The sequence below is a fragment of the Pelagibacterium halotolerans genome (assembly GCF_044811015.1).
GTDB lineage: Bacteria > Pseudomonadota > Alphaproteobacteria > Rhizobiales > Devosiaceae > Pelagibacterium > Pelagibacterium halotolerans_A.
Genome location: NZ_CP085243.1, coordinates 2,232,578 through 2,257,308 on the forward strand (window position 1 = coordinate 2,232,578; position 24,731 = coordinate 2,257,308).

A 24,731-nucleotide genomic window follows, 5' to 3' on the forward strand; every position below is an offset into this window, starting at 1 on the left:
GGAGACAAGATGACCAACGACAAGATCGAATGCCAGACGCCCACACCAGGGAAAAAGCCGGTGCGCATCCCGCGCTGGAAATACGAAACCGTTCGTGCCGCCATTCTGCAGGTGTTGCGAGAGACACCCGGTCTTGAGTTCCGGGAACTGAGCGCGGCCGTCCGCGAGAAGATCGGTGACGAGACACTTACCCGGCTGGGGTCGCTGTCCTGGCACGTCACCACGGTCAAGCTTGATCTGGAAACGAGAGGCGAGGTCCAGCGGTTGTCCGGCAAGGGGCCGCAACGGTTGAGCCTAACGAAATGATCCCTTATGGGCACTCGCTGCGGTATGCACGCGCATAATCCGCCAGGCGCTCCATATATTTGCGCCACCAGCTCTCGTGTTCCAGCCGGACATTCCGATGGTATTACGCGCCGTGTCGGGATGACGGTTGAAGGATCGAGTTGTTGTTACCTTCGGTGTCCAGGAAACGGCAATAAAGGCCGACGCCGGGAATGTCGTCTGGTTCCCCGGACGTGTTGTGATCACCACCCAAAATTTTGCCGCCTGCCGCTGCAATTTTCTCCATCGCCGTGCGCACATCCGCAACTCGGATGACGACCGACGGCGCTTCGTTGCCCGGTGATCTTGGGAAAAAGCCGCCGCCGACGGCGCCTTTTACCGCATCTGGCGTGACATCCTCCTTTGGTTGCCGGACCAACGCATAATTGTCCATCTCAGGGCCGAGCAACTCTATCTCCCAATCAAAAACCTCGCGATAGAAGTTCACAATTCGTTCTCGGTCGTCATAGGGCAATTCGAAATGCACGACCGGGCAACAGGTGTTCGACATGGGCGCGTCCCCTTTTGCGATTTCCAAGCTTGAAACTTTGTAACGCAAAGTTTATCACTTTGCAACGCAAAGCTAAGTGGCTGTGGCCGCGTCAACTTGGAGACAATCGCATGACAGGAAGAGACTGCACCACGCGGTGCGCAGAACAGGGACGAACCGCGCTTCGATCTTGGAGGAACCGACACAAGCGCAAAGGTAACGGCCGCTTTCGATTCGGTGCCGCACTGCTTGCTGGCACCGCGTTGACGACCATGCTCGCCGGTCCGGCCGTGGCGCAGACCGTTTGGGAGGGTGACACGTCAAGCGATTGGGGCACGGCCGGGAACTGGGATACCAACACGGTGCCGACAGCTACCGATCTAGTTGTGATTGGTAGCGTCGGCCCAGGGCAAGCTAATCCCAAAATCGATGGGTTCAATGCGGTATCTCGCTCGCTCGAGATTGGAAGTTCAGTCGCTGGAGAAGATCCCCGACTGACCATCGAGAATGGCGGAACTCTCACGACGGATGTGGATGGGCGTATTGCCAAGAGTACCAATCAGATAGGAGAAGTCAGGGTACTGGGAGCCGGTGCCGCTTGGAATGTGACACGCGACATCTTGGTTGGAGAATTGGGCACCGGCACCCTGACCATTCTCAATGGAGGCGCAGTCAGCAGCCGCAGGGGATCATTGGGTGTGGGAAACCCTGCTGCCAGTGGCATCGTAAGTGTATCGGGTGCGAACTCGACCTGGACGATGAGTGAATTCCTTGTCGTCGGCGAGGTCGGCAATGGCAATTTGACGATCTCCGCCGACGGAACGGTTTCCAACACTTTTGCCACGATTGCCGCAAACGCGGGATCGACGGGCACGGCTACGGTTGGCGGTGGCGGAAGCTGGTCCAATTCCAGTACTTTAACCGTTGGTGCGAGCGGTGACGGGACGCTTGACGTTAACAGCTTTGGCTCGGTGACCAGTAATGGCGGCAATATCGGCGCCAACACCAACGCTGCTGGTACGGTGAATATCTCGGGGTCAAATGCAAAGTGGAGCAGTGCGGGCGACGTAAACGTCGGAGTCGGCGGTGTGGGAACATTGACTGTTTCGGGTGTTGGCGAAATCGAACTGACATCCGGCACCCTGAATGTTGCCCTCCAGTCAGGCTCCACCGGCACACTCAATATTGGCGCGGCGGCAGGTGAAGCCGCCGCCGTCGCGGGCATCGTCGATGCGGCGACGATTGAGTTTGGTGCCGGCACCGGCAAGATCGTCTTCAACCACACCGGAGGCGCCTACGATTTCGATTCGCTGATTTCAGGGAATGGCGCGGTGGAGCTTCACGCGGGCACCACGAGGTTTGATGCGAACAACACCTATACTGGCGGCACCTCGATTCAGAATGGCGCAACCTTACAGTTGGGAGTCAACGAAGCACTGGCCGACAGCGCATCAGTCACGGTGGCGAGTGGTGGTCAGTTTGACCTGAACGACTTTACCGAAACCATCGGCACGCTGGATGGTGCGGGCGATGTGGCCTTGGGAGTCGGGCAGCTTACCGTAGGCTCGGGAACGTTTTCCGGCGCGATTTCCGGAACAGGAACCTTTGCCAAGAATGGCAACGGCACGTTGACGCTGGCAGGTGACAGTTCCGGCTTTGGCGGAACAAGCGAAGTCTCCAATGGCAATCTGATCGTCAACGGAACACTCGGCGGCGCGTTGAATGTCACCGGTGGCACCCTCAGCGGCACGGGCACCATTGGCGGTTCCGTTTCGGTCGGAAACGGTACGGTTGCTGCTGGAAACAGCCCCGGCACGCTGACCATCGGCGGCGACTTCACGCTTGCGAATGGCTCTTCGCTCGATTTCGAGTTGGGTGACCCGTCGGGCACGGCAGGTGTCGATAGCGATCTCATCAATGTCGGCGGCGACCTCACCCTGGATGGCACGCTGAACGTCACCGATGCGGGCGGCTTCGGCTCGGGGCTCTATCGGCTCATCAACTATGGCGGCACGCTGACTGATAATGGCCTCGACATGGGGACCGCGCCTGGCGGATATTCCTATGATGTACAGACCGCCACAGCCGGTCAGGTCAATCTGCTGGTTGATCCGACTGCACTGACCTTCTGGAACGGAACGACCACGAGCGCCGATGGAACCATTCATGGCGGCGATGGCATCTGGACTGCGACCGACACCAACTGGACCGACGCCAATGGTGCTCAGAGCGCCGCCTACGATCCCGACGGTTTTCTGGTCTTCGCCGGAACCGCTGGCGAGGTAACCGTGGATGGAGCCGGTGTTTCAACCTCCGCCGGCATGCAATTCGCCGTCGATGGCTACAGCATTTCCGGCGGTGACATCGCCCTGACGGGTGCGACCAGCTTCCGCGTGGGCGACGGCACCAGCGCCGGAGCGGACTATGTCGCCACCATCGGCTCTGCCCTCACCGGCACCGGGTCCCTGACCAAGACGGATCTCGGCACGTTGCGCTTGACGGGAACCAACAGCTACACCGGCGGCACCACCGTATCGGCAGGCACGCTGGTCGGAAACATCACGAGCCTGCAAGGCAATATCGCCAATAACGCGGCCCTGGTTTTCGATCAGGAAGCCGATGGCACATATACCGGCATTCTCTCAGGCACCGGTACGACAACCAAGTCCGGCATCGGAACCTTGACGCTGATGGGCGACAATTCGGGTTTCACCGGCACGACAGAGGTTGTCGATGGCAGCCTGATCGTCGACGGGATACTCGGCGGCACGATCAATGCGGCGGGTGGCTCCATCGGCGGCTCCGGAACGCTGGGGAATATCGTGCTGGCCTCCGGTGGCAACCTCACTCCCGGCAATTCCATCGGCACGATGAATGTGGCTAATGCCACCTTTGCGTCTGGATCGGTCTTCGAGGTCGAACTCAATGACGATGGCAACGTCGCCGGCACCAATAATGACTTGCTGAACGCCACCGGAACGCTGACCATTAACGGCGGCACGGTACGTGTGACACCTGAAAACGGCAGCGATGACGGCACGACCTACACGGCGGGTACGGTCTACACGGTTGCGACTGCAGCCGGCGGCGTGACGGGGACATTCGATACCCTCACCGACAATTATGCCTTTCTGAGTTTTGCGCTGTCCTACGACGCCAACAATGTCTTCATAACCTCGGCATTGGGCGGCCTGTGCCTGGACGAATTCACCGCCAACCAATGTGCGACTGCGGACAGCATCGAAGCTTTGGGATCCGGCGCGTTGTTCACTGCCGTTACGAACCTGTCGAATACCGAAGCTGCCGGAGCGATGGATCAATTGTCCGGAGAAGTCCATGCTTCCGCTAAAACTGTCCTTCTGGAAGACAGCAGGTTTGCGCGCGAGGCGGCGCTGGATCGGTTGCGTCATGCCCTGGGAGGCACTGGCACGAATGTCGGACAGGCGACCCACGAATCTACCGAAGGCACGACCCTTTGGGCACGGGGCTTCGGCTCCTGGAGCCGCTGGAACGGCGACGGAAACGCCGCCGCAGTGAGCCGCAATACCGGCGGTCTGTTCCTCGGCGGCGACGCCCAGGTGTTCGGCGACGTCTATCTCGGCCTTATGGCGGGCTACGGCCGCAGCGGGATGAACGTCGATGACCGCGCCTCTTCGGTCACGGTCGACAGTTACACGCTCGGCGCCTATGCGGGCGGCGATTGGGACGGGTTTTCGCTCAAGGGCGGAGTGGCCCATAGCTGGCACAGCCTCGACACCTCGCGTGCGGTTGACTTCACCGGCTTTTCGGACAGCCTGACAGCGTCCTACAACGCGCGTACGTTCCAGGCCTATACTGAAGCAGCCTACGGCTTCGCGGTCGGTAGCGCCACCCTTGAGCCCTTCGCCAATCTGGCCTTCGTCAATCTCAACTCAGACGGCTATACCGAGAATGGCGGTGCGGCTGCGCTGACTGCGGCGGGACAGACGGTCAATGCCACCTTCACCACGCTCGGCATTCGCGGTGAGACGCAAGTCGAGCTGGGTGGCATGGATGCCACGCTCTCCGGTGGCCTCGGTTGGCGCCACGCTTTCGGCGATGCGCCGACGGCGACGCAGAGTTTCGCCTCTGGTGGTGATGCCTTCACCATTGCCGGCGTACCGCTCGGCCGGAATGCGCTGGTGCTCGATGCGGGGCTAGCTGTGGACCTGACCGACAGCGCCAGCTTCGGCTTGTCCTACGGCGGACAACTCGGCGCGGGCATCTCCGACCACGGCGCCAAGGCCAGCCTAAGCGTGAGCTTCTGAGCCGGTCTGCCACGGGCAGCCAGCGCCCGGTCTTTCAACATAATGGTCGGCAAGAAACCTTCAGCCGTCGCCTTTCCAGGCGACGGTCTTCTTTCCTCAAACTATGGTTCACTCAATGCGTCTTTTCAATTCCTGGATCGCTTCGCCGCTTGTTGCGGCGGTCGCGCTCGCTCACCCTATCCCCGCGTCAGCTCAAGACACAGGCCTGCCTGGCGGTGCGACAACGCTGAGCGAAGCCCACGGCGCCTGGAGCGTTACTTGCGCTGTCCGCAACCAGACAGACGAGACAATAACCAAGGTCTGCGCACTGTCTCAACAACAGCTCTCCCAGCAAACGCGCCAGCGGGCGCTTGCAATCGAACTGAGACCCGAGGATGGCGGTGCGCAAGGGGTGCTCGTCCTGCCGTTCGGCCTGGCGCTCGAAAAGGGCGTGGCATACCGCCTCGACGATGGTCAAACCGGTTCGCCACAGACCTTCCGCACATGCCTACCTGCGGGTTGCCTGATCGATATCAATTTCGATGCAAGCATCGTAGCCGGCCTCAAGGCAGGCAACACACTGAACCTGATTGCCACCGCCGATGGTGGGCAGGAGATGGTTTTCTCGATCTCGCTCGACGGGTTCTCGAGTGCTTTCGATCGCGTGACCGCGCTTATGGATTGAGGGTAAGGGTGTGGACCTCGATGCCCTCCGCCTCTTGAGATATGCGCTTGCAGCGGCCGAACTGGGCAGTATGCGTCGTGTTGCGCGGACCTTCGGCGTGCGCGAATCCACCGTCAGCCGCAACATTTGTGCACTTGAGCAGCAACTCGACATCCAGATTTTCCAGCGCAGCCACGCTGGCGTTCGGCTTACCGACGAAGGATGCGACTGGATCGACAGCGTTCGCGGCCACTATAACGGCCTCGACGAAGCTCTGAGCCGTACCGGACGGCGCAACAGGGAGGCCAATAAGCTCCGCATTGGTCTGAGTGCGCCCCTGGGCCGCGAACATCTTGTGCGCCTAATTGATAATTTCGAGAAGACATCTCCGGACGTCGAGGTCACCATACAGGATTGTTCCTGTCGCAATCAGGCCAGTGCCATTCGCCGCCGACATCTCGATATCGCATTCATGTGCGGCGGCTGCGAAGCTGGCGCGTGTCAACATGAAACGGTCTGGCGGGAAGGCATTGCTGCACTGCTGCCTGCCGATCATCCCCTTGCAGAAGAGCCGGCGCTCACTTGGAGCGATCTTGCTGGCGAACGCCTACTCGTACCTCAGGGCATCGATGGTCCACTACTCGACCCGTGCCTGATACGCCGGATAGCGGCGGGCGAACACGCACCCATCATCGAGCAGTGCCAAGCGTGTCAAGCAACCGTCATTATGAAAGTGCAGATCGGCAAGGGGTTCACAATCACCGGCGAGAGCTTTGCCAAGGGTGTCGATATCAGAGGAACCGTCTGGCGACCAATTACTGGGCCGGACACCAGCGGCATCATCAAGGCCGTCTGGCTCGACTCCAATCCCAAGCGCGCTGTCCTGCGTCTGCTCGGCATGGCGCGCAACATGTCGATGGAGCTGAAACCGACTGCGAAGTGAATTTTTGTGGGGGTGGCGCACCCATCAGGATTCGAACCTGAGGCCTTCGCCTTCGGAGGGCGACGCTCTATCCAGCTGAGCTATGGGTGCTTACCGTGTCACAACTGCTTACGCAGTGCTTACGTGAACTTTTCGCGAGTGGAAAGGCAAAAACGAAGGCCTCGCAAATCCTTGTTCTTGTTGCCTCTTTTCATCTCCTCTTTGTAGCCTAGCCCCTTGACATCAGCCTTCGGAGGGCAGCGCTCTATCCAGCTGAGCTACGGGTGCCCGGCGCTGTCCATGACCATGAAGCCCGGAGCGCGAACGGGGTGGAACGTAATCGAAGCGCGGCTTGGGCGCAACAGCGGATTTGATCGCAGGAACGACCAAACGCTACTCTGGACTTGCCAACGCGAACGGCTGGGGGACCGTGTCCTAAGCAACGGTCTCGCCCGCCCGCGCGCCAGCCGCGTCGAGCACCGCGATCTCGCAGCGGTCGCGACCGTTGTCCTTAGCCGTGTAGAGTTGCGCGTCGGCCAGCCGGTAGAGCTCGGGAAAGGTGGTGGGACGCGCGAAGACGACGCCGCCGGCGCTGACGGATAGCCGGCGTTCGGGGTCGTCCGGCACGGACGGGACGTCATGGACGGCGACGCGGACCCGTTCGGAAACCGCGCGGGTGACATCTATCGTCGCTCCGGGAAGAAAGACGCTGAATTCCTCGCCGCCCATCCGGCCCACGATATCGACCTCGCGCACCTGGGCACGGATCGTCTCGGCGATGCTGCGAAGCGCCTTGTCGCCGGCGTCGTGCCCGTGACTGTCATTAACCGATTTGAAATGATCGACATCGATGACGACCAGCGCCCCATTGGGTGGCGCCTGGCGGGCTTCCACGCGCTCCAGATAACCTTCGACGATAGCCGTGAAAGCGCGCCGGTTGAGCAATTGGGTGAGGCTGTCGGTCGCTGCGACCGACATCAGCTCATGGTGCGCGATGGCCAGCTCGCGCAACTTGCTCAGAAGAAAAAAGAGCAGGGGCGGCGCCAGGATGAGCGGGATGACGAGATTGTTGATGGCGCTCTCACGCAGCACCCATGTGCCGGTGGAGAACGAATAGCTGTCCACGGCAAAGGCCACACCGATGCACAAGAGCGTGCCCAGCACGGTCAACACCCAGACCCGCGCCCAGCCGCGTTTGGAAAAATCCCACCGGTTCTGCATCATTGCGGTTCGCGGCCTCCTTTGCCGGACCGGCAAACTAGCAGAGCGTCATTAATGCAAGGTTGTGCGGTTGCTGTTTGTTCAAAACGGCACCGTTTCCCCGATCGCACCGTGGAACCACGATACCGAGCCTTTATACGACGGTCATGCATTGGGGTGCGATCGTCGTTCCGACGGGCTATACCGACGAAACGCTCCATGCCGCCGGAGACCATCGCTCATCAGGCACTCTGGCTTGCCACCTATGCGGAAAGAATCGCCGCCTATCCAGCCCGCGTCATTTTTGCCGGAGCAGTTGCTCCCTGACCTCGCCGAGCGGATGTGGTGTGTCGAAGCGGACCGCCAGCCCGCCTTCGAAGAGCCGCACGACCTCTCCGGGCATGCCGCCCAGCGTGAGATGCGCGCCGATGGCCGGGAGCGCGTCGGTCAGAACGGCAAGGCCCGATCTGGACAGATCCTGCGTCGTCGCCTCTGCCGCCAGGCCGCCCTCGCCGGCAAGACGGACCGCATAGCGCGGCGTGGGAAAACGCCGATGGTCGCGCCGGTCGTCGGCGGTGCCGGCGAGATGGCGCTTGAGCCAGTCCAGCCGGGGCACCAGCTTGGCGATCACCTCGGCATCAAGCGATATGGCCGCCACAAAGCCGTTGGACAGGATTTTGCTCACGCGCGCCCGGCAGACGCCGAGCCCGGAAATGTTGAGGTAGATTATCGCGTCTTGCGGCGGCGCGGCTTCCGCTTCAATAACGATGCGATCGAGGGCGATTGCACGGGTGCGGCATGGATAAACCGTCGCCCGCCCATCGTCGAGCCCGGTCCCGGCGATCGTGTAGCAGGCCGGCAATGTTGCGAATACGCGGAGGTCTTCTCCAGTCCTGCCCGTACGCCTGAGCGCACTCACCCGCGGCATCAGTTTGGCGATGGCATCCGCATCGGGCGCGATGGACAGAATAAAGCCGTGGGGCACAGTCTCGCGCACGACCCCGGCACAAACGCCGAGCCCGGAAATGTTGAGATAGACCTTGGCATCTTCGGGCGGTAGCGTTTCCGCCTCGACCTCGATATGGTCGAGCGCGATCGCGCGGGTCCGGCAACGGTATACCGTGACCGGCCTGTTTTCGGGCCCGGCGAGTGTGTAGGATGCCGGCAGCGTCACGCGAACCCCGCCTTGAGGCTGGTGGGACGGCTTCGTCTGCATGGGTCCTTTCCCTTTCGCAAACATCGCATCTGGCGCGTCCTTGCCAGGGTGTCATTGTGCCCGGTTTCCCGTTCTTTCGTCGCCAAGATTACCGGTTGCAATTGAATCGAATTAGGACGCGGCGGCGTACCGCAAACCGGCGATCACCCCGCGCAGTTCGGCGAGCCCCCTGAGCCGGCCGATGGCGGGATAGCCAGGCGTGCTGTCCTTGGAAAGATCGTCGAGGATCGCCTGACCATGGTCCGGGCGGAAGGGGATCGACGCATCGCTCCGGCCCTCGGCGCGGCGGCGGTCCTCTTCGGCGAGAACGGCGCTGACCAGTGCGGCCATGTCGGTGTCTCCGCCAAGGTGCTCGGCCTCATGGAACGACCCCTTGAGCGCATCGGATTCGCGCTTGACGTTGCGCAGGTGCAGAAAATGCACGCGGGCCCCGAATTCCTTCATCATGGCGACAAGGTCGTTATCCGGACGCGCGCCGAGCGAACCCGAACATAGCGTCATGCCATTGGCCGGAGAGTCGACGGCGGTGAGCAGTGCGCGGTAATCCTCGGCGGTCGAAACGACTCGTGGCAGGCCCAGAAGCGGGAACGGCGGATCGTCGGGATGGCAGCATAACCGCACGCCGGCGCGCTTCGCGACCGGCACGACTTCCGCGAGAAAATCGGCAAGATGGGCCCGCAGCTGGTCCGGGCCGATGCCATCATAGGTTGCGAGCAACGCGCGCACGTCCTCAAGCGTGCGATGCTCTGCGGCGCCGGGCAGGCCGGCGACAATCTTCGCGGTGAGCGCCTTTTGCGTGGCTGCATCCATTTGGGCGAACCGCTTGGCCGCCTCCTCGACAATTTCGGGCGCAAAATCCTCTTTGGCGCCGGCGCGCGCAAGAATGTGGATGTCGAAAGCGGCGAAATCGGCAATGTCGAACCGCATCGCAGTGCCGCCATGGGGCAGGCGGTAAGCGAGATCGGTGCGCGTCCAGTCGAGGACCGGCATGAAATTGTAGCAAACCACCTCGATCCCGGATGCCCCGAGGTTTTCGAGGCTTTCCTTATAGGCCGCGATGTGCTCGCGCCAGGGTCCCGATCGGGTTTTGATCGCCTCGGAGACCGGCAGGCTCTCGACGACCTCCCATGTCAGTCCGGTTGTGGTGCCATCGGCAAAATAGGCGATCTCGGCCTTGCGCCGCAGGATGTCGTTCGCCGTCCAGACCATGCCGGGCGCGAGATCGTGAAGCGCGGTCACCACGCCTTCCACCCCGGCCTGAAGCATATCCGAAAGGCTGACCGGATCCTCCGGCCCGAACCATCGCCACGTCTGCCGCATCGCGTCTTCTCCCTCGCACGCGTCCTCGCTCCCGCTCCCCCGCGCGCATTTGGTGTAAGACCGATGCGTTTTGCAAGTTACGATTCAGGGCTAGAACGGCACCGGCGCCGTGAATGCGATCTCGTCCCCGCTCAAGGGATGCCGCAACGCCAGGTATGCCGCGTGCAGTTGCAGCCTGTCCGCGGCGTCGAGCGCCGCGCCGGTTGCGTAGAACGGATCGCCCAGAATCGGGTGGCCGAGCTCCATCATGTGCACGCGCAGTTGATGCGTACGGCCCGTGACCGGCGTCAGTTCGACCCGCGTCGTCCCGCCCTCACGCGCGATCACGCGCCAGCGGCTTTGCGCGGCGCGGCCGCGCTCGTAGTCGACGCGCTGGCGCGGCTTGTGCTCCCAGTCGGTGGCAAGCGGCAGGTCGACAAGCCCATCGTCCTCCGCCATCTCGCCCCAGACGCGGGCGAAATAGGTCTTTTTCGTCTGTCGCTTCTCGAACTGCATGCCCAGCTTGCCATGCGCCGCCTTGGTCTTGGCGAAGAGCATGATGCCCGAGGTATCCTTATCGAGCCGGTGCACCGTCCCCGCGCCCGGATAGGCGTCGAGCACGCGCGACTGCAGACTGTCGAACAGGGCCGGATCCTTGCCCGGCACGCTTAAAAGGCCCGACGGCTTGTCGCACGCCAGCATCGCCTCGTCCTCGTAGAGGATCGAAAGCCATGGGTCGGTCGGGGGATCGTAATTAAAGGTTTTGGGCATCGGGTTGAGCATGGCCGGTTGCCTTAGGGCCTGTCATCAATTGTAGATAGGGGTTTGACGGGTCATATCCGGAGGGAGTTTCGTGGACGGTCCGGGCCGAAGGCTTGCCGCCTTCAAGCCGGACCGTCCGCGAAAATCACCCGGATATGGCCCGCCCGAAGGGTTTTGCATAAATCGTCCACTCCCGGCGGCTTTTCGCGCGCGAAGGGGATAACCCTGCACGACGCGAAAAGCCTTGGTATTGAACGATTTATGCAAAATCAAACCCCTATCTACAATTGATGACAGGCCCTAACACTCCCCGGCGCTTATGGGAACGCTGCTGTGTGGGGACCAATCGGGCAGATTGATGCGATTTGGCCGCGATTTCGCCCTTTTGTGCCCGCACTGTGCTCACGATCTGTTGAGAGCCCCGGCGTTTTCGTTCCCTTGGAGCCTTTCTTGATGCCCGCAAGACGGCTGATCGCCCTTTTTGCCGCGCTCGTGGTCGCGGTTTGCGCAACCGGCGCCAAGGCCCAGACCCGCGAGCAGGTCGACGTCCTCATCCAGTATTACGCGCAATATTACGGCGTGCCGCACGAACTCGTCCGCCGTGTCGTCAACCGCGAGAGTACGTTCAACCCCGCCGCGCGCAACGGTCCCTATTACGGGCTGATGCAAATCCTGCCCGCCACCGCCCGGACCATGGGCTATACCGGCCCGCCCGAAGGGCTGCTCGATGCGGAAACCAACCTCATCTATGCGGTCAAATACCTGCGCGGGGCCTATCTCGTCGCCCAGGGCGATCAGGACCGCGCCGTGCAGCTTTATGCGGCGGGGTATTACTACCACGCGCGCGATATGGGTCTCCTCGAAGAGACCGGGCTGCGTCCGGGCCCCAAGTCCCCAGTTGCGCCGACCCCACCCACACAGGTCGCCGCGGCGCCGGCTTCGGTTGAACCGCCTGCGCCGGTCTCGGTACCGCTCGCCTACGCCCCACCTCCGCGTCCTTCCGGGTTTTGACGCGGCTCCCTTGCACAAACGGGGATGTCCCGTTAACCAGGCTGTGCTAGCATTTTCCCTTAATTTGGCTTTTCGCGGCGAAGGGGACCGGCGCGGGCTTGGGAGAGAGCGTGCCGTTCCGAAGGAGTTGCGTTTGCCGGGTCCGGGGCTTAGTTGCTGGGGCCTGAATCGGAATGTGTCGAGTTGGGGCCGCGTATCCGCCGTGATCAAGCGATTGCTCAAAAGCCTTGCCCTTTCCGGCGTGCTGATGGTCACGGTCAGTGCGTCCGCGACGGCGTTCGAGCTGTTCGGCATCCAGTTCTTCGGCGGCAATGAAGAGGATATCGACGCGGTCATCGCCGATCCGCGCACCTACGAGATCACCTTCGAAACGAGCGCCGACGCGGCGCTCGATGCCGCGCTGCGCAACGCTTCGAACCTCTGGACCGACCGCGACGAGCCCGCCTCGGGTGTGCCGGGCCTCCTCGCAAAGGCCCGGGGCGATTACACGCGCCTGCTCGCCGCGCTCTATAATGACGGCTATTATGGCGGCGCCATTTCGATCATCGTCGCGGGCCGCGAGGCCAGTTCCATCCCGCCGGACGCCGATCTGCCCGACCCCGTGGCCATTACCGTCACCGTCAATCCCGGACGGCAATTCGTCTTCGGCACGCTGCGCACCGGCAATACCGCGCCCGCCGATGTTCCCCCCGACGACACCGTGCCGCCGCTCCCCTCGACGGGCTTTGCGACCGGGCAGATCGCGCGGGCGGGCGTTATCGCGCAGGCGGAAACGCTGCTCGTCCAGGCCTGGCGGCATCTGGGCTATCCCAAGGCCAAAATCGCCACCCGCGAGGTGACCGCGGAACACCCGAGCGGCACGCTCGATGTGACCCTGATCGTCGATCCGGGCGCGCATGCCGTCATCGGCCCGATCTCGACCTCGGGGACTGAAAACATGGACCCCGATTTCATCGTCCGGCAGACCGGGCTCGTCCCGGGGCAGGAATACGACCCCGACGACATCGCGCTCGCCCGCGCGCGCCTCGCGCGGCTGGATGTCTTCCGCTCGCTGCGGATCCAGGCGGCCGAAGCGGTCGGCGCGGACGGTGTCCTGCCCTATACGATCTTCGTGCAGGAACAAAAGCTCCGCCGCCTCGGCATCGGCGCGACGCTGTCGAGCGTCGACGGGCTGGGCATCGAGGGGTATTGGCTCCACCGCAATCTCTTCGGACAGGCCGAGCGGCTGCGGCTCGACGCGAAAGTCGCGGGCATCGGCTTCCCGGTCGAGACGGCGGAATTCGACTACGCTTTCGGCGGCACCTTCACCAAGCCCGGCATATGGACCCCCGATACGGACCTCGTCGCCGCGATTTCCGCCGAGCGCACCGTGCTGCCGCTTTACGAGGAGACCTCCGTGGGCGGCCGGATCGGGCTCGAACATCTCTTTACCGGCGAGATCACCGGAGCGGGCGGGTTCTCGGCGGAGTACGCCTATTTCGAGGACGACGTCCACGGCGCCCGCGAATTCACCACGGTCGGGCTCTATGGCGCGGCAACCTACGATAGCCGCGATTCCACGCTCGACCCCACCGAGGGGTTCTACGTCTCGGCCACCGTCGATCCGTTGTACGAATTCACCTACGACAACGCGATTATCGGTGCCACGATCGAAGGACGGACCTATTTCTCCTTCGATCCAGACGACAACTATATCCTCGCCGCCCGGGTCAAGGCCGGCGCGATCGTTGGGCCGGACGTTTCGGAAATCCCGCCCTCAATGCTGTTCTTCGCCGGTGGTGGCGGGTCGGTGCGCGGCTATGGCTACCGCTCGATCGGGGTGGAGACCAATGCCGGGATCACCGGCGGGCGGTATCTCCTCGAAGGCTCGCTCGAAGCCCGTGCACGGTTCGGCGAAAGTTTCGGCGGCGTCGCCTTCCTCGATGGCGGGCTCGTCACCGACGACACATTCCCAACCTTCGAGGATCTGCGCTTGGGCGCGGGCGTCGGCATTCGCTATTATACAGCACTCGGTCCCTTGCGGCTCGACCTCGCCGTGCCGCTCAACAAGACCGAAGACGACCCCGATTATGCGCTTTACGTCGGCATAGGACAGGCATTTTGAGACGGCTCGCGGCAATCATAGCGGCGCTTGTTCTGATGGCCGTCCCGGCCTTCGTCCTTTATGCGCAGGACGAGGGCGAGAGCCTGATGGATACGCTCGCGCGCGCCGCCGATCTCAACGCCGCCGAGCAGCGCAACTGGCTCGTCCAGTTCGTCGAGGACACGATCTCCACGCCAGACCGGCAAATCCGCCTTGCGGGGATCGACGGCGTGCTCTCGGCACAGGCCTCGATCCGGCAGATTACTGTCGCCGACAGCGAGGGCATCTATCTCATCATCGAAAACGCCGCGATCGACTGGGACCAGGGCGCGCTTCTCTTTGGGCGGCTCGACATCCGGTCGCTTTCGGCGGATTCGATCAGCTATATCCGCAACCCCGTGGCCGCCGAACAACCCGGCGAACGTGGCCTTCAGGCACCCGCTCCGGAAGCGGGCGGCTTCGAAGTGCCCGAATTGCCCGTTGCGGTTCAGATCGAAACCCTTTCGGTTCCACGCGTTTCCTTCGGCGAGCAGGTCTTCGGGCTGGGCTCGGAGATCTCGGTCGATGGCGCGATCCGCCTTGAAGGCGGCGCCCTCGACGCCAACCTCGATATCGAACGCCTCGACGGTCCCGGCGGTACGCTCGACCTCAGCGTCGCCTATGCCAACGAGACCCGCGAAATCGACCTGTCGCTGACCCTCACCGAGCCCGAAAACGGCATCGTCGCCAACCTTCTCAACATCGAGGGCCGCCCCGATATCGCGCTCGGCGTCACCGGCGCGGGGCTTATCGACGATCTCAATGTGGCGCTCACCTTCGATGCGGACGGCAACCGGGTCCTCGAAGGCACCGGCGTTGTCGACCAGACCGGTGAAGGCATTGCGATTGCCGCCGACCTCGGCGGCCCCATCGCGACCGTCCTGCCCGGCCCCTACCGGCCGTTCTTTGGCGAGAACACATCGTTTTCCGCCGACCTGCTCCTGCGCGCCGAAGGCGGCGTCTCGCTCGACGACATCTCGCTTACGGGCGGGCAGTTGGCGCTCACCGGTAACGCATCGACCACCGCCGACGGCTTTTTGAGCCGGCTCGACATCGCCGCCGAAATCGCCTCGCGTGAAGGCGGTCCGGTCATCCTGCCGGTGCCCGGCGCCGAAACCCGCATCGAGCGGGCGCGGTTCACCGTCGACTATGGCGTGGACCAGTCCGAAGACTGGACCGGCACGCTCGAAATGATCGGGTTTTCGAGCCGCACTTTCGCCGCCGAAACGCTCTCGGTCGACGCATCGGGGGTTGCCGCCAATATCGAGGACCCGGCCACCCGGCGCGTTACCTTCAATGCCGATGGCGCGCTTTCGGGGATTTCAGCATCCTCGCCGGAAATCGAGGAAGCCTTCGGCAACGAAATCGGCCTCGGCATCGCCGCGCTCTGGCAATCGGGCGAGCCGATCACGCTCGCGCAGTTCCGCCTGATGGGCGAGGCGCTCACGCTGAACCTCGCCGGCGAGATCGACGAGGCGGTCTTTGACGGCGAAATCGGTATCGCAACGAACTCGATTGCCCCCTTCTCAGGGCTGGCCGACCGCGACCTTTCGGGCGCCTTGTCGCTCGTCGCGACCGGCACGGTCTCGCCGCTCATCGGCGGGTTCGACCTCACCCTCGACGGCGCGGCGCAGGGGCTTTCGGTCGACGACCCGGTTGCCGACAACCTGCTTACCGGCGAGATCGCGCTGTCGGGCCGTGTCGCGCGCACCGAGCGCGGCCTTGAAACCGAGGGCTTTGCGCTCACCAACAATCAGGTGCAGATCACCGCCGACGGCACCTATGCGACCGGCGCGGCGGATTTCACTCTCGATATCGCGCTGTCGGACCTTGCTCTGATCAATGAGGAGCTTTCGGGCGCACTCACCGCGCAGGGTACGGCGCAGGGCAGCGAGGGCCGTATCGCGCTCGATTTCGACGCCGCCATCCCCCAGGGCCGCCTTGCCGACCGCACGCTGACCAATGCCAGTCTCGGCTTTGCCGGGGTCACCGAAGATGGCGCGCTCACGGGCACCGTATCGGGCGCGGCCTTCCTCGACGGCTTCCGCGTTACGCTCGGCACCGATATCGACACCAATGCCGACCGGACGCGGCTCGCCAACATTGCGTTCTCCGCGCCGGGCACCGACCTTTCAGGCAACCTGACCCGCTTTAGCGACGGGCTGATGGATGGCCGTCTGTCGCTCGACGCCCCCAATATCGAAACCGCAGCCGCTTTGGCACTTGTCCAAGCCACCGGCACGGTCAATGCCGACATCGTCCTCGCGCGTTCGGGCCCGCGCCAGAGCCTTTCCGCCGAAGCCGCGCTGTCGGACGTTACCGCCAGCGCCGTCGCAATCGGCTCCGCGACCGCCGATGTCGATATCGACGACCTCTTCGGCGTTCCCGTCATCCGCGGCACCATCGATGGGCGGACCATCGTCGCGGGCGGCACCGATATTGAAACGGTCATGCTGCGCGCGGTGAGCGCCGAGGACACGACGCGGTTCGACGGCACCGCCGCGCTCGTGGGCGGCACCGATCTCGCGCTTGCCGGTTCGCTCTCCCCCATCGCGGAAGGCTATAGCGTCAGGCTCGACACGCTTTCGCTCACACAAGGCCAGCTCGCGGCCAGCCTCGCGGAACCGGCAACGCTCACGGTTGCGGGCGACACTGTCCAGTTCACGGGACTGGAGATCAACGCCGGATCGGGCCGGATCACCGCGACCGGTTCGGCGGGCGAAACGCTCAATATCGATCTGGGGGTCAATGCCCTGCCGCTTTCCCTCGCCAACGCGATCGCCCCCGGGCTCGGGCTCACCGGCACGCTCGATGGCACCGCGCATATTTCGGGCACCGCATCCGCCCCGCAGGCATCGTTCTCGATCTCGGGGACCGGCATCGACGCAGCGTCGCTCGAAGGGCTGGGCATCACGCCCTTCTCGGTGACGGCGGAAGGCCGGTACGGCAACGAAACGGTCACCCTCACCTCCGCCACTGCCACCGGCGCGCAAGGCTTGCGCGCGACCGCCAGCGGCACGATCCCGCTTGCCGGGCGCGGGCTCAACCTGTCGGTGCAGGGCACGGCGCCCCTGAGCCTCGCCAACCGCATTCTCGCGGAGCGTGGCGCACAACTTTCGGGCACCGCGACGGTCAACGCGCAGGTCACTGGGCGCATTGCCAATCCGCAACTGTCCGGCACGATCTCGGTGGCGAACGGCGATTATATCGACCCGGGCCTCGCGCTGAGGCTCGTCGACATCACCGGCAGCGCCCAGCTTTCGGGCGAGCGGATCGCGATCTCGTCGCTCTCGGCGCAGCTCGCCACGGGCGGCTCGGTCTCGGCTTCCGGCACCATCGGGCTCGACGCGCCCGCCTTCACCTCCGATATCACCATCACGCTCGACGAGGCGCGCTATGCGGACGGATATCTGCTCGTCGCGACGCTCAACGGCGCGCTGAACCTCTCGGGACCCATCGGTACAGGCGGCCGGCTTTCGGGCCAGGTCGACATCGCGAAGGCCGACATCACCTTGCCCGAGGGGCTGGGCGCATCGAGCGAGGCCATCGATGTCCGGCACGTCTCGCCGCCCCCCGCGGTCCTCGCCACGCTCGCCCGCGCGCAGCGCGACCGGGATGGGCAGGGCGCAAGCGGAGCGGCAAGCACCTCCCCGATGGCGCTCGACGTCACGATTTCAGCGCCTAATCAGGTTTTCATCCGGGGTCTGGGACTCGACGCGGAAGTCGGGGGGCAGCTGCGCATCACCGGCAATGTGGCCAACGTCCAACCCGTGGGCGGGCTCGAACTCATCCGGGGGCGGTTCTCGATCCTCGGGCAGAGGATCGATTTCGAAACCGGCCGCGTGACGCTGATCGGCGATCTCGATCCCTATCTCGATTTCGTCGCCTCATCCGGGGCCAACGACCTCACGGTCTTCATCACGGTCACGGGACGGGCCTCCGCACCCACCATCGAATTTTCCTCCCAGCCGGCCCTGCCACAGGACGAGGTGCTCGCGCAGCTCATCTTCAAGCGCAGCGTCGGGGACCTCTCGCCCCTCCAACTCGCCCAGCTCGCGGCAACCGCCGCCGAACTCGCGGGCGGGGGCAGCGGCACGTCGCTTCTGGACAGCCTGCGCACCGCCGCCGGGCTCGACGACCTCGATATCGTCACCGACAGCGAGGGCAACGCCTCGGTGCGCGCGGGCACCTATCTCGACGACAACATCTATCTGGGCGTCGAAGCGGGCGCCCAGAACCGCGTCTCGATCAACATCGACATCACCGATTCCCTGAGGGCCAGCGGCGCGACGAGCGCGAGCGGGGAATCGGAGATTGGCGTTTTCTACGAGACGGACTATTAAACCCAGCCATGACCAACCCCACCCGCCGCCGCTTCCTCCTCCTGTCCTCGGGCTTTGCCGCCACCGCCCTTTCGGGCTGCGCGTCGGCGCCCTATGTCATGACCGTCGGGCGGGCAGAGCCTGTCTCCCACGTCTCACCCACCGATGCGCAGGCCGCGCTCAATCGCATGCGCCACGACGAAGGCCTGCCCGAGGTGCGCCACAACGCAACGCTCCAGAAGGTCGCCGACGAGCAGGCGGCGATCATGGCGCGTACGGCCAAGCTCGCGCACACCGCCGCTGACGGCGAGGCGTTCATCACCCGGTTGCGGCGGCAGAATTTCTGGGGTGGTGCGGGTGAGAACCTCGCGGGCGGACCGCCGACGCTGCAATCGGTCATCGACGGCTGGATGACCTCGCCCGCGCACCACAAGGTGATGGTCAACCCCGACTACCGGCAGTTTGGCCTTGCCATCCGCCGCGGTCAGGCGACCGCCAGCAACACCTATGGGACGTATTGGGCCCTCGTGATGGGTGTCACCCCACCCGCGTGGGCGCAGGTTTAGCGCCTACGCGCTCGCGCGCAGGGTCTCCTGCTTCTGGTGCAATATCCGCACGCCGTTCTCGATATCGCGCTGGATGATGAAGTGCGTATAGGTGCCCCCTGCACGGCGTTCCTTGCGGGCTTCTTCGTCTTCCTCCATCAGCCGGCGGCGGTCGGGACCGAAATAGTCGGCGGCCTGGAAATAGTCGATCTTGCGCCCGATCTGCAATTCGAGCCGTCCCACGATATGGCTCATGGCGCAGGGGAAGGCGATGATGTCGTCGAACCCCATCTTCAAAAAATGCTTGAGCGAGGGCACGCTCTGGTCCTTGGTGAAAACGACCATGGGCATGAACTTGACGTCGCGCTCGTGGTGGTGGCGGATCGCGATCATGGTCTCGCGCAGCACGTCCTCGCCGATTTCGTAATGCGCGAACAGGAACTGGACCGGCGTCTTGCGCACCCGGCGCGCGATATCGTCGACGCCCAGAAACCCGTAGGCTTCCTCGAAGCCCGCGTCGTGGGCGAGCGTTTTGCAGCGTTCGATCCAGGCCTTGTCCGAGGCCATCAGAATGGCCGTGCAGTTCTCGAGCATTCCGACCTCCTCTCGTTGGAATGCCTATGAATGCCGAGCCCCCACCGGCTCGCGCCATTGTGCGCGCTTATGGTTAATCAATTCCTCCAGGGGTTTTGGGGGCACCTCAGACGTCGCGCCCCTTGCCCCGAATCCCCATTCGCGCCAATCTGCCCGGCAAAGAACGACTTTATCACGTTCGGGCGCGAATGCCCCTTGTATTTCCGGGACGGACTTTCTCATGCACCTCGTACTCGTTGACGGATCGAGCTTCATTTTCCGGGCCTATCACGCCCTGCCGCCCCTGACCCGCAAGTCCGACGGTCTGCCCGTCGGCGCGGTTTCGGGGTTCTGCAACATGCTCTTCAAGCTCTATGACGATCTCAAATCGCGCGAGGAACCGACCCATATCGCGGTGATCTTCGATTATTCGGGCAAGAGCTTCCGCAACGATCTCTATCCCCAATACAAGGCCCACCGCCCCGAAGCGCCCGAAGACCTCGTCCCGCAATTCCCTCTAACCCGCACCGCCACCCGCGCCTTCTCGATCGCCTCGGTCGAGCAGGAAGGCTTCGAGGCGGACGACCTCATCGCCACCTACACGGTAAAGGCGCGCGAAAAAGGCGCGATGGTCACCATCGTCTCCTCGGACAAGGATTTGATGCAGCTCATCGGCCCCGACGTCTCGATGCTCGATACCATCGCCCGCCCCGGCCAGCCGGCCTTGCGCTGGATGGGCCCCGAGGAGGTAGAAAAGAAATTCGGCGTCGGCCCGGACAAGGTCGTCGACGTCCAGTCGCTCTGCGGCGACGCCGTCGACAACGTCCCCGGCATCCCCGGCATCGGTGTGAAGACCGCCGCCTTGCTCATCAACGAATATGGTGACCTCGACACGCTTCTGGCGCGCGCCTCGGAAATCAAGCAGACCAAGCGCCGCGAGACGATCATCGAAAACGCGGATATGGCGCGCATCTCGCGCGAACTCGTGCGCTTGAGGACCGACGTTCCCCTCGACGTCCCGCTCGACGACCTCGTCCGCCAGCCGCTCGACGCCAAGACGCTGATCCCGTTTCTAAAGGCCATGGAATTCGCCGCCTTCACCCGCCGGGTTGCGACCGCGCTCGAGGTGGACCCGGACGATTTCTCCGCCGACGCGGAACTTGCCGCCGCCGCGGACGGGCATTCGGGCGAATCCGGCATTTCCGCCGATACCGGCGATGCGCACCTCACCGCCCACGGCCCCGAGGAACACGCCGAAGCCGTACTCGCGAAGATCGCCGCGATCCCCGTCAAATACGAGGATTACGAGATCGTCCGCGACGCCGGCGCCCTCGCCGGCTGGGTCGAAAAGATCATCGAGATGGGCCACGTCGCCGTCGATACCGAAACCACCGGGCTCGACAACCAGCAGGCCGACCTCGTCGGCATCTGCCTGTCCACCGAACCGGGCAATGGCTGTTATATCCCCGTCGGCCACACGGTTGGCGAAGGCGATATGTTCGGCTCCGGCCGCGCCGAAGGCCAGATGGATCTCAAAACCGCCATCGACATGCTCAAGCCCGTCCTCGAGGACCCCGCGATCCTCAAGATCGGCCAGAACCTCAAATACGATATCGGCATCCTCGCGCGCTATGGCGTCGATCTCCACCCCATCGACGACACCATGCTCATGAGCTACGCGCTCGACGGCGCGCGCAACAACGGCATGGATGCGCTCGCCGAGCGCTATCTCAACCACACCTGTATCAAATTCTCGGAGATCGCGGGCACCGGCAAGGCGCAGAAAACCTTCAACCAGCTCGAAATCGACACGGCGGCCAAATACGCCGCCGAGGACGCCGACATCACCCTGCGGCTCTGGCACGTCTTGAAGCCCCGCCTTCCCGCCTTCGGCGCGACCACGGTCTATGAAACCATCGACCGCCCGCTCGCGCCCGTCCTCGCGCGCATGGAAGCGCGGGGGATTTCGGTGGACCGGCAGATTCTCTCCGAGCTTTCGGGCGATTTCGCCCAGCGCGCCGCCGCGCTCGAAGCGGAAGCCCACGAGATCGCGGGTGAAAAGTTCAACCTCGGCTCCCCCAAGCAATTGGGCGATATCCTTTTCGGCAAGATGGGGCTGGAGGGCGGCACCAAGACCAAGACCGGCGCATGGTCGACCGGCGCCTCGGTGCTCGACGACCTCGCGGCGAAAGGTGTCCCGCTCGCAAAGGTGCTCCTCGACTGGCGCGGGGTGACCAAACTCAAATCCACCTATACCGATGCGCTGCCCGAATATATCAACCCGCGCACGGGCCGCGTGCACACCTCCTACCACCAGGCCGCCGTCGCCACGGGGCGCTTGTCCTCGACCGACCCGAACCTCCAGAACATCCCCATCCGCACCGAGGATGGCCGCAAAATCCGCACCGCCTTCGTCGCCGAAGAGGGCAATCTGCTGATTTCCGCGGACTATTCGCAGATCGAACTGCGCGTCCTCGCGCATATCGCGGACATTCAGGCATTGAAGGACGCCTTCGAAGAGGGCCTCGACATTCACGCGATGACCGCGAGCGAGATGTTCGGCGTGCCGATCGAAGGCATGGACCCGATGATCCGCCGCCGCGCCAAGGCGATCAATTTCGGCATCATCTACGGGATTTCCGCTTTCGGGCTGGCCAACCAGCTCGGCATCTCGCGCTCGGAGGCGGGGGATTACATCAAGACCTATTTCGAGCGCTTCCCGGGCATCCAGGATTATATGGACCACCAGCGCAAGACGGTGAAGGCGCAGGGCTACGTCTCGACGATTTTCGGCCGCAAGATTCCGTTTGAAAACGCCAACACCAAAAACCCCTCCGAACGCGCCTTCATCGAACGCGCCTCCATCAACGCCCCCATCCAGGGCTCGGCCGCCGACATCATCCGCCGCGCCATGATCCGCATGGAGCGGGTGCTTACAGAGAACAAGATGGAAGCCGACATGCTCTTGCAGGTGCATGACGAGTTGATCTTCGAAGCGCCGGAGGGGCGTGCGGACGCGGCGATCCCGTTCATCTGCAAGACGATGGAGGGGGCGGCGGAGCCGGCGTTGAAGCTATCCGTGCCGCTGAAGGTGGATGCGAAAGCGGCTAAGCATTGGGGGGAGGCGCATTGAATTCGCCCGTGGAGAAGTGGATCAAAACGCTCCTTCCTGAAGAACGATTGGCACGAGCGGAGAAAAAAACCCAGGCAGCATTAGGCTCAGGACTCGTTAATCAGAGCCAGAAGATGACGGTTGCGGCGATGCAGATGGCTGAAAAGAAGGTGTGAGCGCATCGATCGTAGCGGGTAGCGATGCGCCGCCAGTCCTTGAGCTTGCCGAACATGTTCTCAATTCTATGGCGCTGGCGATAGAGCGCTTTGTCGTAGTCGATCGGCTGCTTGCGGCTTTTGGTCGGCGGAATGCATGGCTCGATGCCCCTGTCAGCGAGAGCTTGGCGGAACCAATTGCTGTCGTAACCCTTGTCGCCAAGCAGGCTGTCGGCGGACGGCAGCACGTCGAGCAAGAGCCTGGCGCCCTTGTGGTCGCTCATCTGGCCTTCGCTCAAAAGCAGTATCAGCGGCCGGCCCTCGGCGTCGCAAACGGCGTGCAGCTTGGAGTTCAGCCCGCCTTTCGTCCGCCCGATACGACGGGGAACATCCCCTTTTTAAGAAGGCTCGCCGCGGTGCGGTGGGCCTTCAGATGCGTGGCGTCGATCATGATGCGCTCGGGTTGCGGCCCTTCGCCGGCCAGCGCTGCAAAGATCCTGTCGAACACGCCCAGCCGGCTCCAGCGAATGAAGCGATTGTAGAGCGTCTTGTGCGGGCCATACCCGCTTGGTGCGTCCTTCCACTGCAGGCCGTTCCTGATCACGTAGATGATGCCGCTAACCACCCGCCGGTCGTCAACCCGCGGAATGCCGTGGGAAAGCGGGAAATACGGTGATATCCGCGCCATCTGGCGCTCGCTCAACAGAAACAAATCACTCATCAGGACCTCCTTCATCGGAGACCCTGAATCACATCTCACATCAAATTAATAGGTCCTGAGCCTAGATAACCTGATATCGGTGGTTCATCTGCATGCAAACAATCAGCTCTTGCAGTACACAAAAACGATAAACAGTCAGATTCCACAGTCGTATGCTGGAAACGCGTATCGCGTGTTCACCATCGAGCTAATGCGCGGCGAGGTGTTGCGCTTGTGCTCACTGTGGGACAAACCCGGCGAACACCGAAACAGCCTTCCCACAATTGCTCGGCTTGTTGACTGCCAACACGTAAGGGACATGATCCAAAAGCGAGCGGTCGATAACAGGCTTAGAGGTCGGTCCATTAGCGCCGATCACGATGACCCTGAGCTGATCGAGTGGCAACGGCAAATGAGCGATGCATCGGCTAGGGAAGATGCCAGCGAGCGCTTGGCTGCATTGGGCGACGGAATTAGGCAGGTTGAGGTGGGCTTAAAGTCAGACCTGCTCGCGGCTCTGGTGGATTTTCGTGATACCACGCTCGCGCATTCTTTGGAGCCCAACGCTCGGAAAGCTCCTGACCTCAAGGCGCGCTATGGGGACGAAACCAAGCTGCTTTCTCTGACGCAAGCAGCTTTGGACGCCCTCAACCTTGGCATAAGAGGAAGCTCATTTATGTGGGAAGATACCTACGCGTATGCGACGCGGAATGCTCGGGCATTGTGGCGAGGCGTCACTTTCAAGGTACTTGAATAGCGCAAGAACGCCGAATCCGGTGATTAGTAAATCAATCGACGAGATTGGCTTTACCGGAACAACTTGGGACTCACAAAGTTCGCACCAGATGTGGTTTTAACCTCTGCGCCACCCCAGATCGCCCAATCCCCTACCCCTCGTCGTCCGCGGGCTTGACTCGGGGATCTCTGTGCCGCGCCAATCCACCCCTCCGGAGATACGCCCACGTCAGCGCAAGCTGTCCCGCCCAGAGGTGGCCGGGTCAAGCCCGGCCATGACGATGGAGAGGGCGGGGGTACGCGGAGAGGGAGGG

17 protein-coding genes, 1 tRNA gene and 1 pseudogene are annotated in these 24,731 nt (G+C 63.1%); 11 read left to right on the forward strand and 8 right to left on the reverse strand.

Annotation, left to right across the window (positions count from 1 at the left end):
- The first annotated feature begins 9 nt into the window (after positions 1 to 9).
- The gene (locus tag LG281_RS11005; protein WP_404400605.1) at positions 10 to 306 is read left to right on the forward strand and encodes a DUF6958 family protein; all 297 of its coding nucleotides are present in this window, start codon (positions 10 to 12) and stop codon (positions 304 to 306) included.
- A gap of 103 nt (positions 307 to 409) precedes the next feature.
- Here the strand turns inward: LG281_RS11005 and LG281_RS11010 are convergent, their stop codons facing one another.
- On the reverse strand, positions 410 to 835 hold the full coding sequence (locus tag LG281_RS11010; protein WP_404400607.1) for a VOC family protein: 426 nt from the start codon (positions 833 to 835) through the stop codon (positions 410 to 412).
- Between the two features lie 251 nt (positions 836 to 1,086).
- Between LG281_RS11010 and LG281_RS11015 the strand changes: the two are divergent.
- The 4 genes and pseudogenes from LG281_RS11015 to LG281_RS11030 all read left to right on the forward strand — a co-directional run.
- A pseudogene (locus LG281_RS11015) lies at positions 1,087 to 1,482 on the forward strand (hypothetical protein); the annotation flags it as partial.
- 30 nt (positions 1,483 to 1,512) lie between these two features.
- Entirely contained in the window at positions 1,513 to 5,100 is a 3,588-nt protein-coding gene (locus LG281_RS11020) for an autotransporter domain-containing protein (RefSeq protein WP_404406705.1), read from the forward strand.
- 115 nt (positions 5,101 to 5,215) lie between these two features.
- Positions 5,216 to 5,764, forward strand: coding sequence for an invasion associated locus B family protein (locus LG281_RS11025; RefSeq protein WP_404400609.1), 549 nt, complete (start codon positions 5,216 to 5,218; stop codon positions 5,762 to 5,764).
- A 10-nt stretch (positions 5,765 to 5,774) separates the two neighbouring features.
- Positions 5,775 to 6,686 (forward strand): LysR substrate-binding domain-containing protein, encoded by a 912-nt coding sequence (locus tag LG281_RS11030; protein WP_404400611.1) that lies wholly within the window; start codon positions 5,775 to 5,777, stop codon positions 6,684 to 6,686.
- 13 nt (positions 6,687 to 6,699) lie between these two features.
- Here the strand turns inward: LG281_RS11030 and LG281_RS11035 are convergent.
- From LG281_RS11035 to LG281_RS11055, 5 genes are all read right to left on the reverse strand, one after another.
- Positions 6,700 to 6,776, reverse strand: a tRNA-Arg gene (locus LG281_RS11035).
- A 324-nt stretch (positions 6,777 to 7,100) separates the two neighbouring features.
- A complete protein-coding gene (locus LG281_RS11040) occupies positions 7,101 to 7,889 on the reverse strand; it encodes a GGDEF domain-containing protein (protein WP_404400613.1) in 789 nt (262 codons plus the stop codon).
- A 274-nt stretch (positions 7,890 to 8,163) separates the two neighbouring features.
- Positions 8,164 to 9,081 (reverse strand): PilZ domain-containing protein, encoded by a 918-nt coding sequence (locus LG281_RS11045; RefSeq protein ID WP_404400615.1) that lies wholly within the window; start codon positions 9,079 to 9,081, stop codon positions 8,164 to 8,166.
- 111 nt (positions 9,082 to 9,192) lie between these two features.
- A complete protein-coding gene (gene uxuA, locus LG281_RS11050) occupies positions 9,193 to 10,401 on the reverse strand; it encodes a mannonate dehydratase (protein ID WP_404400617.1) in 1,209 nt (402 codons plus the stop codon).
- A 90-nt stretch (positions 10,402 to 10,491) separates the two neighbouring features.
- Positions 10,492 to 11,163 carry an RluA family pseudouridine synthase gene (locus LG281_RS11055; RefSeq protein WP_404400619.1) on the reverse strand — a complete coding sequence of 224 codons (672 nt, stop codon included), beginning with the start codon at positions 11,161 to 11,163 and terminating at the stop codon, positions 10,492 to 10,494.
- 432 nt (positions 11,164 to 11,595) lie between these two features.
- Here LG281_RS11055 and LG281_RS11060 point away from each other — a divergent pair, with 432 nt between their 5' ends.
- From LG281_RS11060 to LG281_RS11075, 4 genes are all read left to right on the forward strand, one after another.
- Complete coding sequence (locus tag LG281_RS11060) at positions 11,596 to 12,153, forward strand: transglycosylase SLT domain-containing protein (protein WP_404400621.1); 558 nt, start codon at positions 11,596 to 11,598, stop codon at positions 12,151 to 12,153.
- Between the two features lie 202 nt (positions 12,154 to 12,355).
- Positions 12,356 to 14,257 carry an autotransporter assembly complex family protein gene (locus tag LG281_RS11065; RefSeq protein WP_404400623.1) on the forward strand — a complete coding sequence of 634 codons (1,902 nt, stop codon included), beginning with the start codon at positions 12,356 to 12,358 and terminating at the stop codon, positions 14,255 to 14,257.
- A complete protein-coding gene (locus LG281_RS11070; RefSeq protein WP_404400625.1) occupies positions 14,254 to 18,618 on the forward strand; it encodes a translocation/assembly module TamB domain-containing protein in 4,365 nt (1,454 codons plus the stop codon). The genes LG281_RS11065 and LG281_RS11070 overlap by 4 nt, the downstream gene beginning before the upstream one ends.
- 8 nt (positions 18,619 to 18,626) lie before the next feature.
- Positions 18,627 to 19,163 carry a CAP domain-containing protein gene (locus LG281_RS11075; protein WP_404400627.1) on the forward strand — a complete coding sequence of 179 codons (537 nt, stop codon included), beginning with the start codon at positions 18,627 to 18,629 and terminating at the stop codon, positions 19,161 to 19,163.
- 3 nt (positions 19,164 to 19,166) lie between these two features.
- Here LG281_RS11075 and LG281_RS11080 read toward each other — a convergent pair whose 3' ends face one another.
- A complete protein-coding gene (locus tag LG281_RS11080) occupies positions 19,167 to 19,736 on the reverse strand; it encodes a hypothetical protein (RefSeq protein WP_404400629.1) in 570 nt (189 codons plus the stop codon).
- A gap of 220 nt (positions 19,737 to 19,956) precedes the next feature.
- Here LG281_RS11080 and polA point away from each other — a divergent pair, with 220 nt between their 5' ends.
- The gene (polA, locus tag LG281_RS11085) at positions 19,957 to 22,848 is read left to right on the forward strand and encodes a DNA polymerase I (RefSeq protein ID WP_404400631.1); all 2,892 of its coding nucleotides are present in this window, start codon (positions 19,957 to 19,959) and stop codon (positions 22,846 to 22,848) included.
- A 100-nt stretch (positions 22,849 to 22,948) separates the two neighbouring features.
- Here polA and LG281_RS11090 read toward each other — a convergent pair.
- A protein-coding gene (locus tag LG281_RS11090; protein WP_404400331.1) for an IS5 family transposase occupies positions 22,949 to 23,703 on the reverse strand; the annotation gives its coding sequence in 2 pieces (ribosomal slippage) (positions 22,949 to 23,370 and positions 23,370 to 23,703; 756 coding nt in all).
- Between the two features lie 79 nt (positions 23,704 to 23,782).
- Between LG281_RS11090 and LG281_RS11095 the strand changes: the two genes are divergently transcribed.
- Positions 23,783 to 24,439, forward strand: coding sequence for a hypothetical protein (locus LG281_RS11095; RefSeq protein ID WP_404400633.1), 657 nt, complete (start codon positions 23,783 to 23,785; stop codon positions 24,437 to 24,439).
- Positions 24,440 to 24,731 lie beyond the last annotated feature (292 nt).

Bases quoted from the DNA above. Each gene is read 5' to 3' on its own strand.
- LG281_RS11005 (WP_404400605.1), top strand. From the start codon at position 10: ATGACCAACGACAAGATCGAATGCCAGACGCCCACACCAGGGAAAAAG.
- LG281_RS11010 (WP_404400607.1), bottom strand. From the start codon at position 835: ATGTCGAACACCTGTTGCCCGGTCGTGCATTTCGAATTGCCCTATGAC.
- LG281_RS11025 (WP_404400609.1), top strand. From the start codon at position 5,216: ATGCGTCTTTTCAATTCCTGGATCGCTTCGCCGCTTGTTGCGGCGGTC.
- LG281_RS11040 (WP_404400613.1), bottom strand. From the start codon at position 7,889: ATGATGCAGAACCGGTGGGATTTTTCCAAACGCGGCTGGGCGCGGGTC.
- LG281_RS11045 (WP_404400615.1), bottom strand. From the start codon at position 9,081: ATGCAGACGAAGCCGTCCCACCAGCCTCAAGGCGGGGTTCGCGTGACG.
- uxuA (WP_404400617.1), bottom strand. From the start codon at position 10,401: ATGCGGCAGACGTGGCGATGGTTCGGGCCGGAGGATCCGGTCAGCCTT.
- LG281_RS11055 (WP_404400619.1), bottom strand. From the start codon at position 11,163: ATGCTCAACCCGATGCCCAAAACCTTTAATTACGATCCCCCGACCGAC.
- LG281_RS11060 (WP_404400621.1), top strand. From the start codon at position 11,596: ATGCCCGCAAGACGGCTGATCGCCCTTTTTGCCGCGCTCGTGGTCGCG.
- LG281_RS11075 (WP_404400627.1), top strand. From the start codon at position 18,627: ATGACCAACCCCACCCGCCGCCGCTTCCTCCTCCTGTCCTCGGGCTTT.
- LG281_RS11080 (WP_404400629.1), bottom strand. From the start codon at position 19,736: ATGCTCGAGAACTGCACGGCCATTCTGATGGCCTCGGACAAGGCCTGG.
- polA (WP_404400631.1), top strand. From the start codon at position 19,957: ATGCACCTCGTACTCGTTGACGGATCGAGCTTCATTTTCCGGGCCTAT.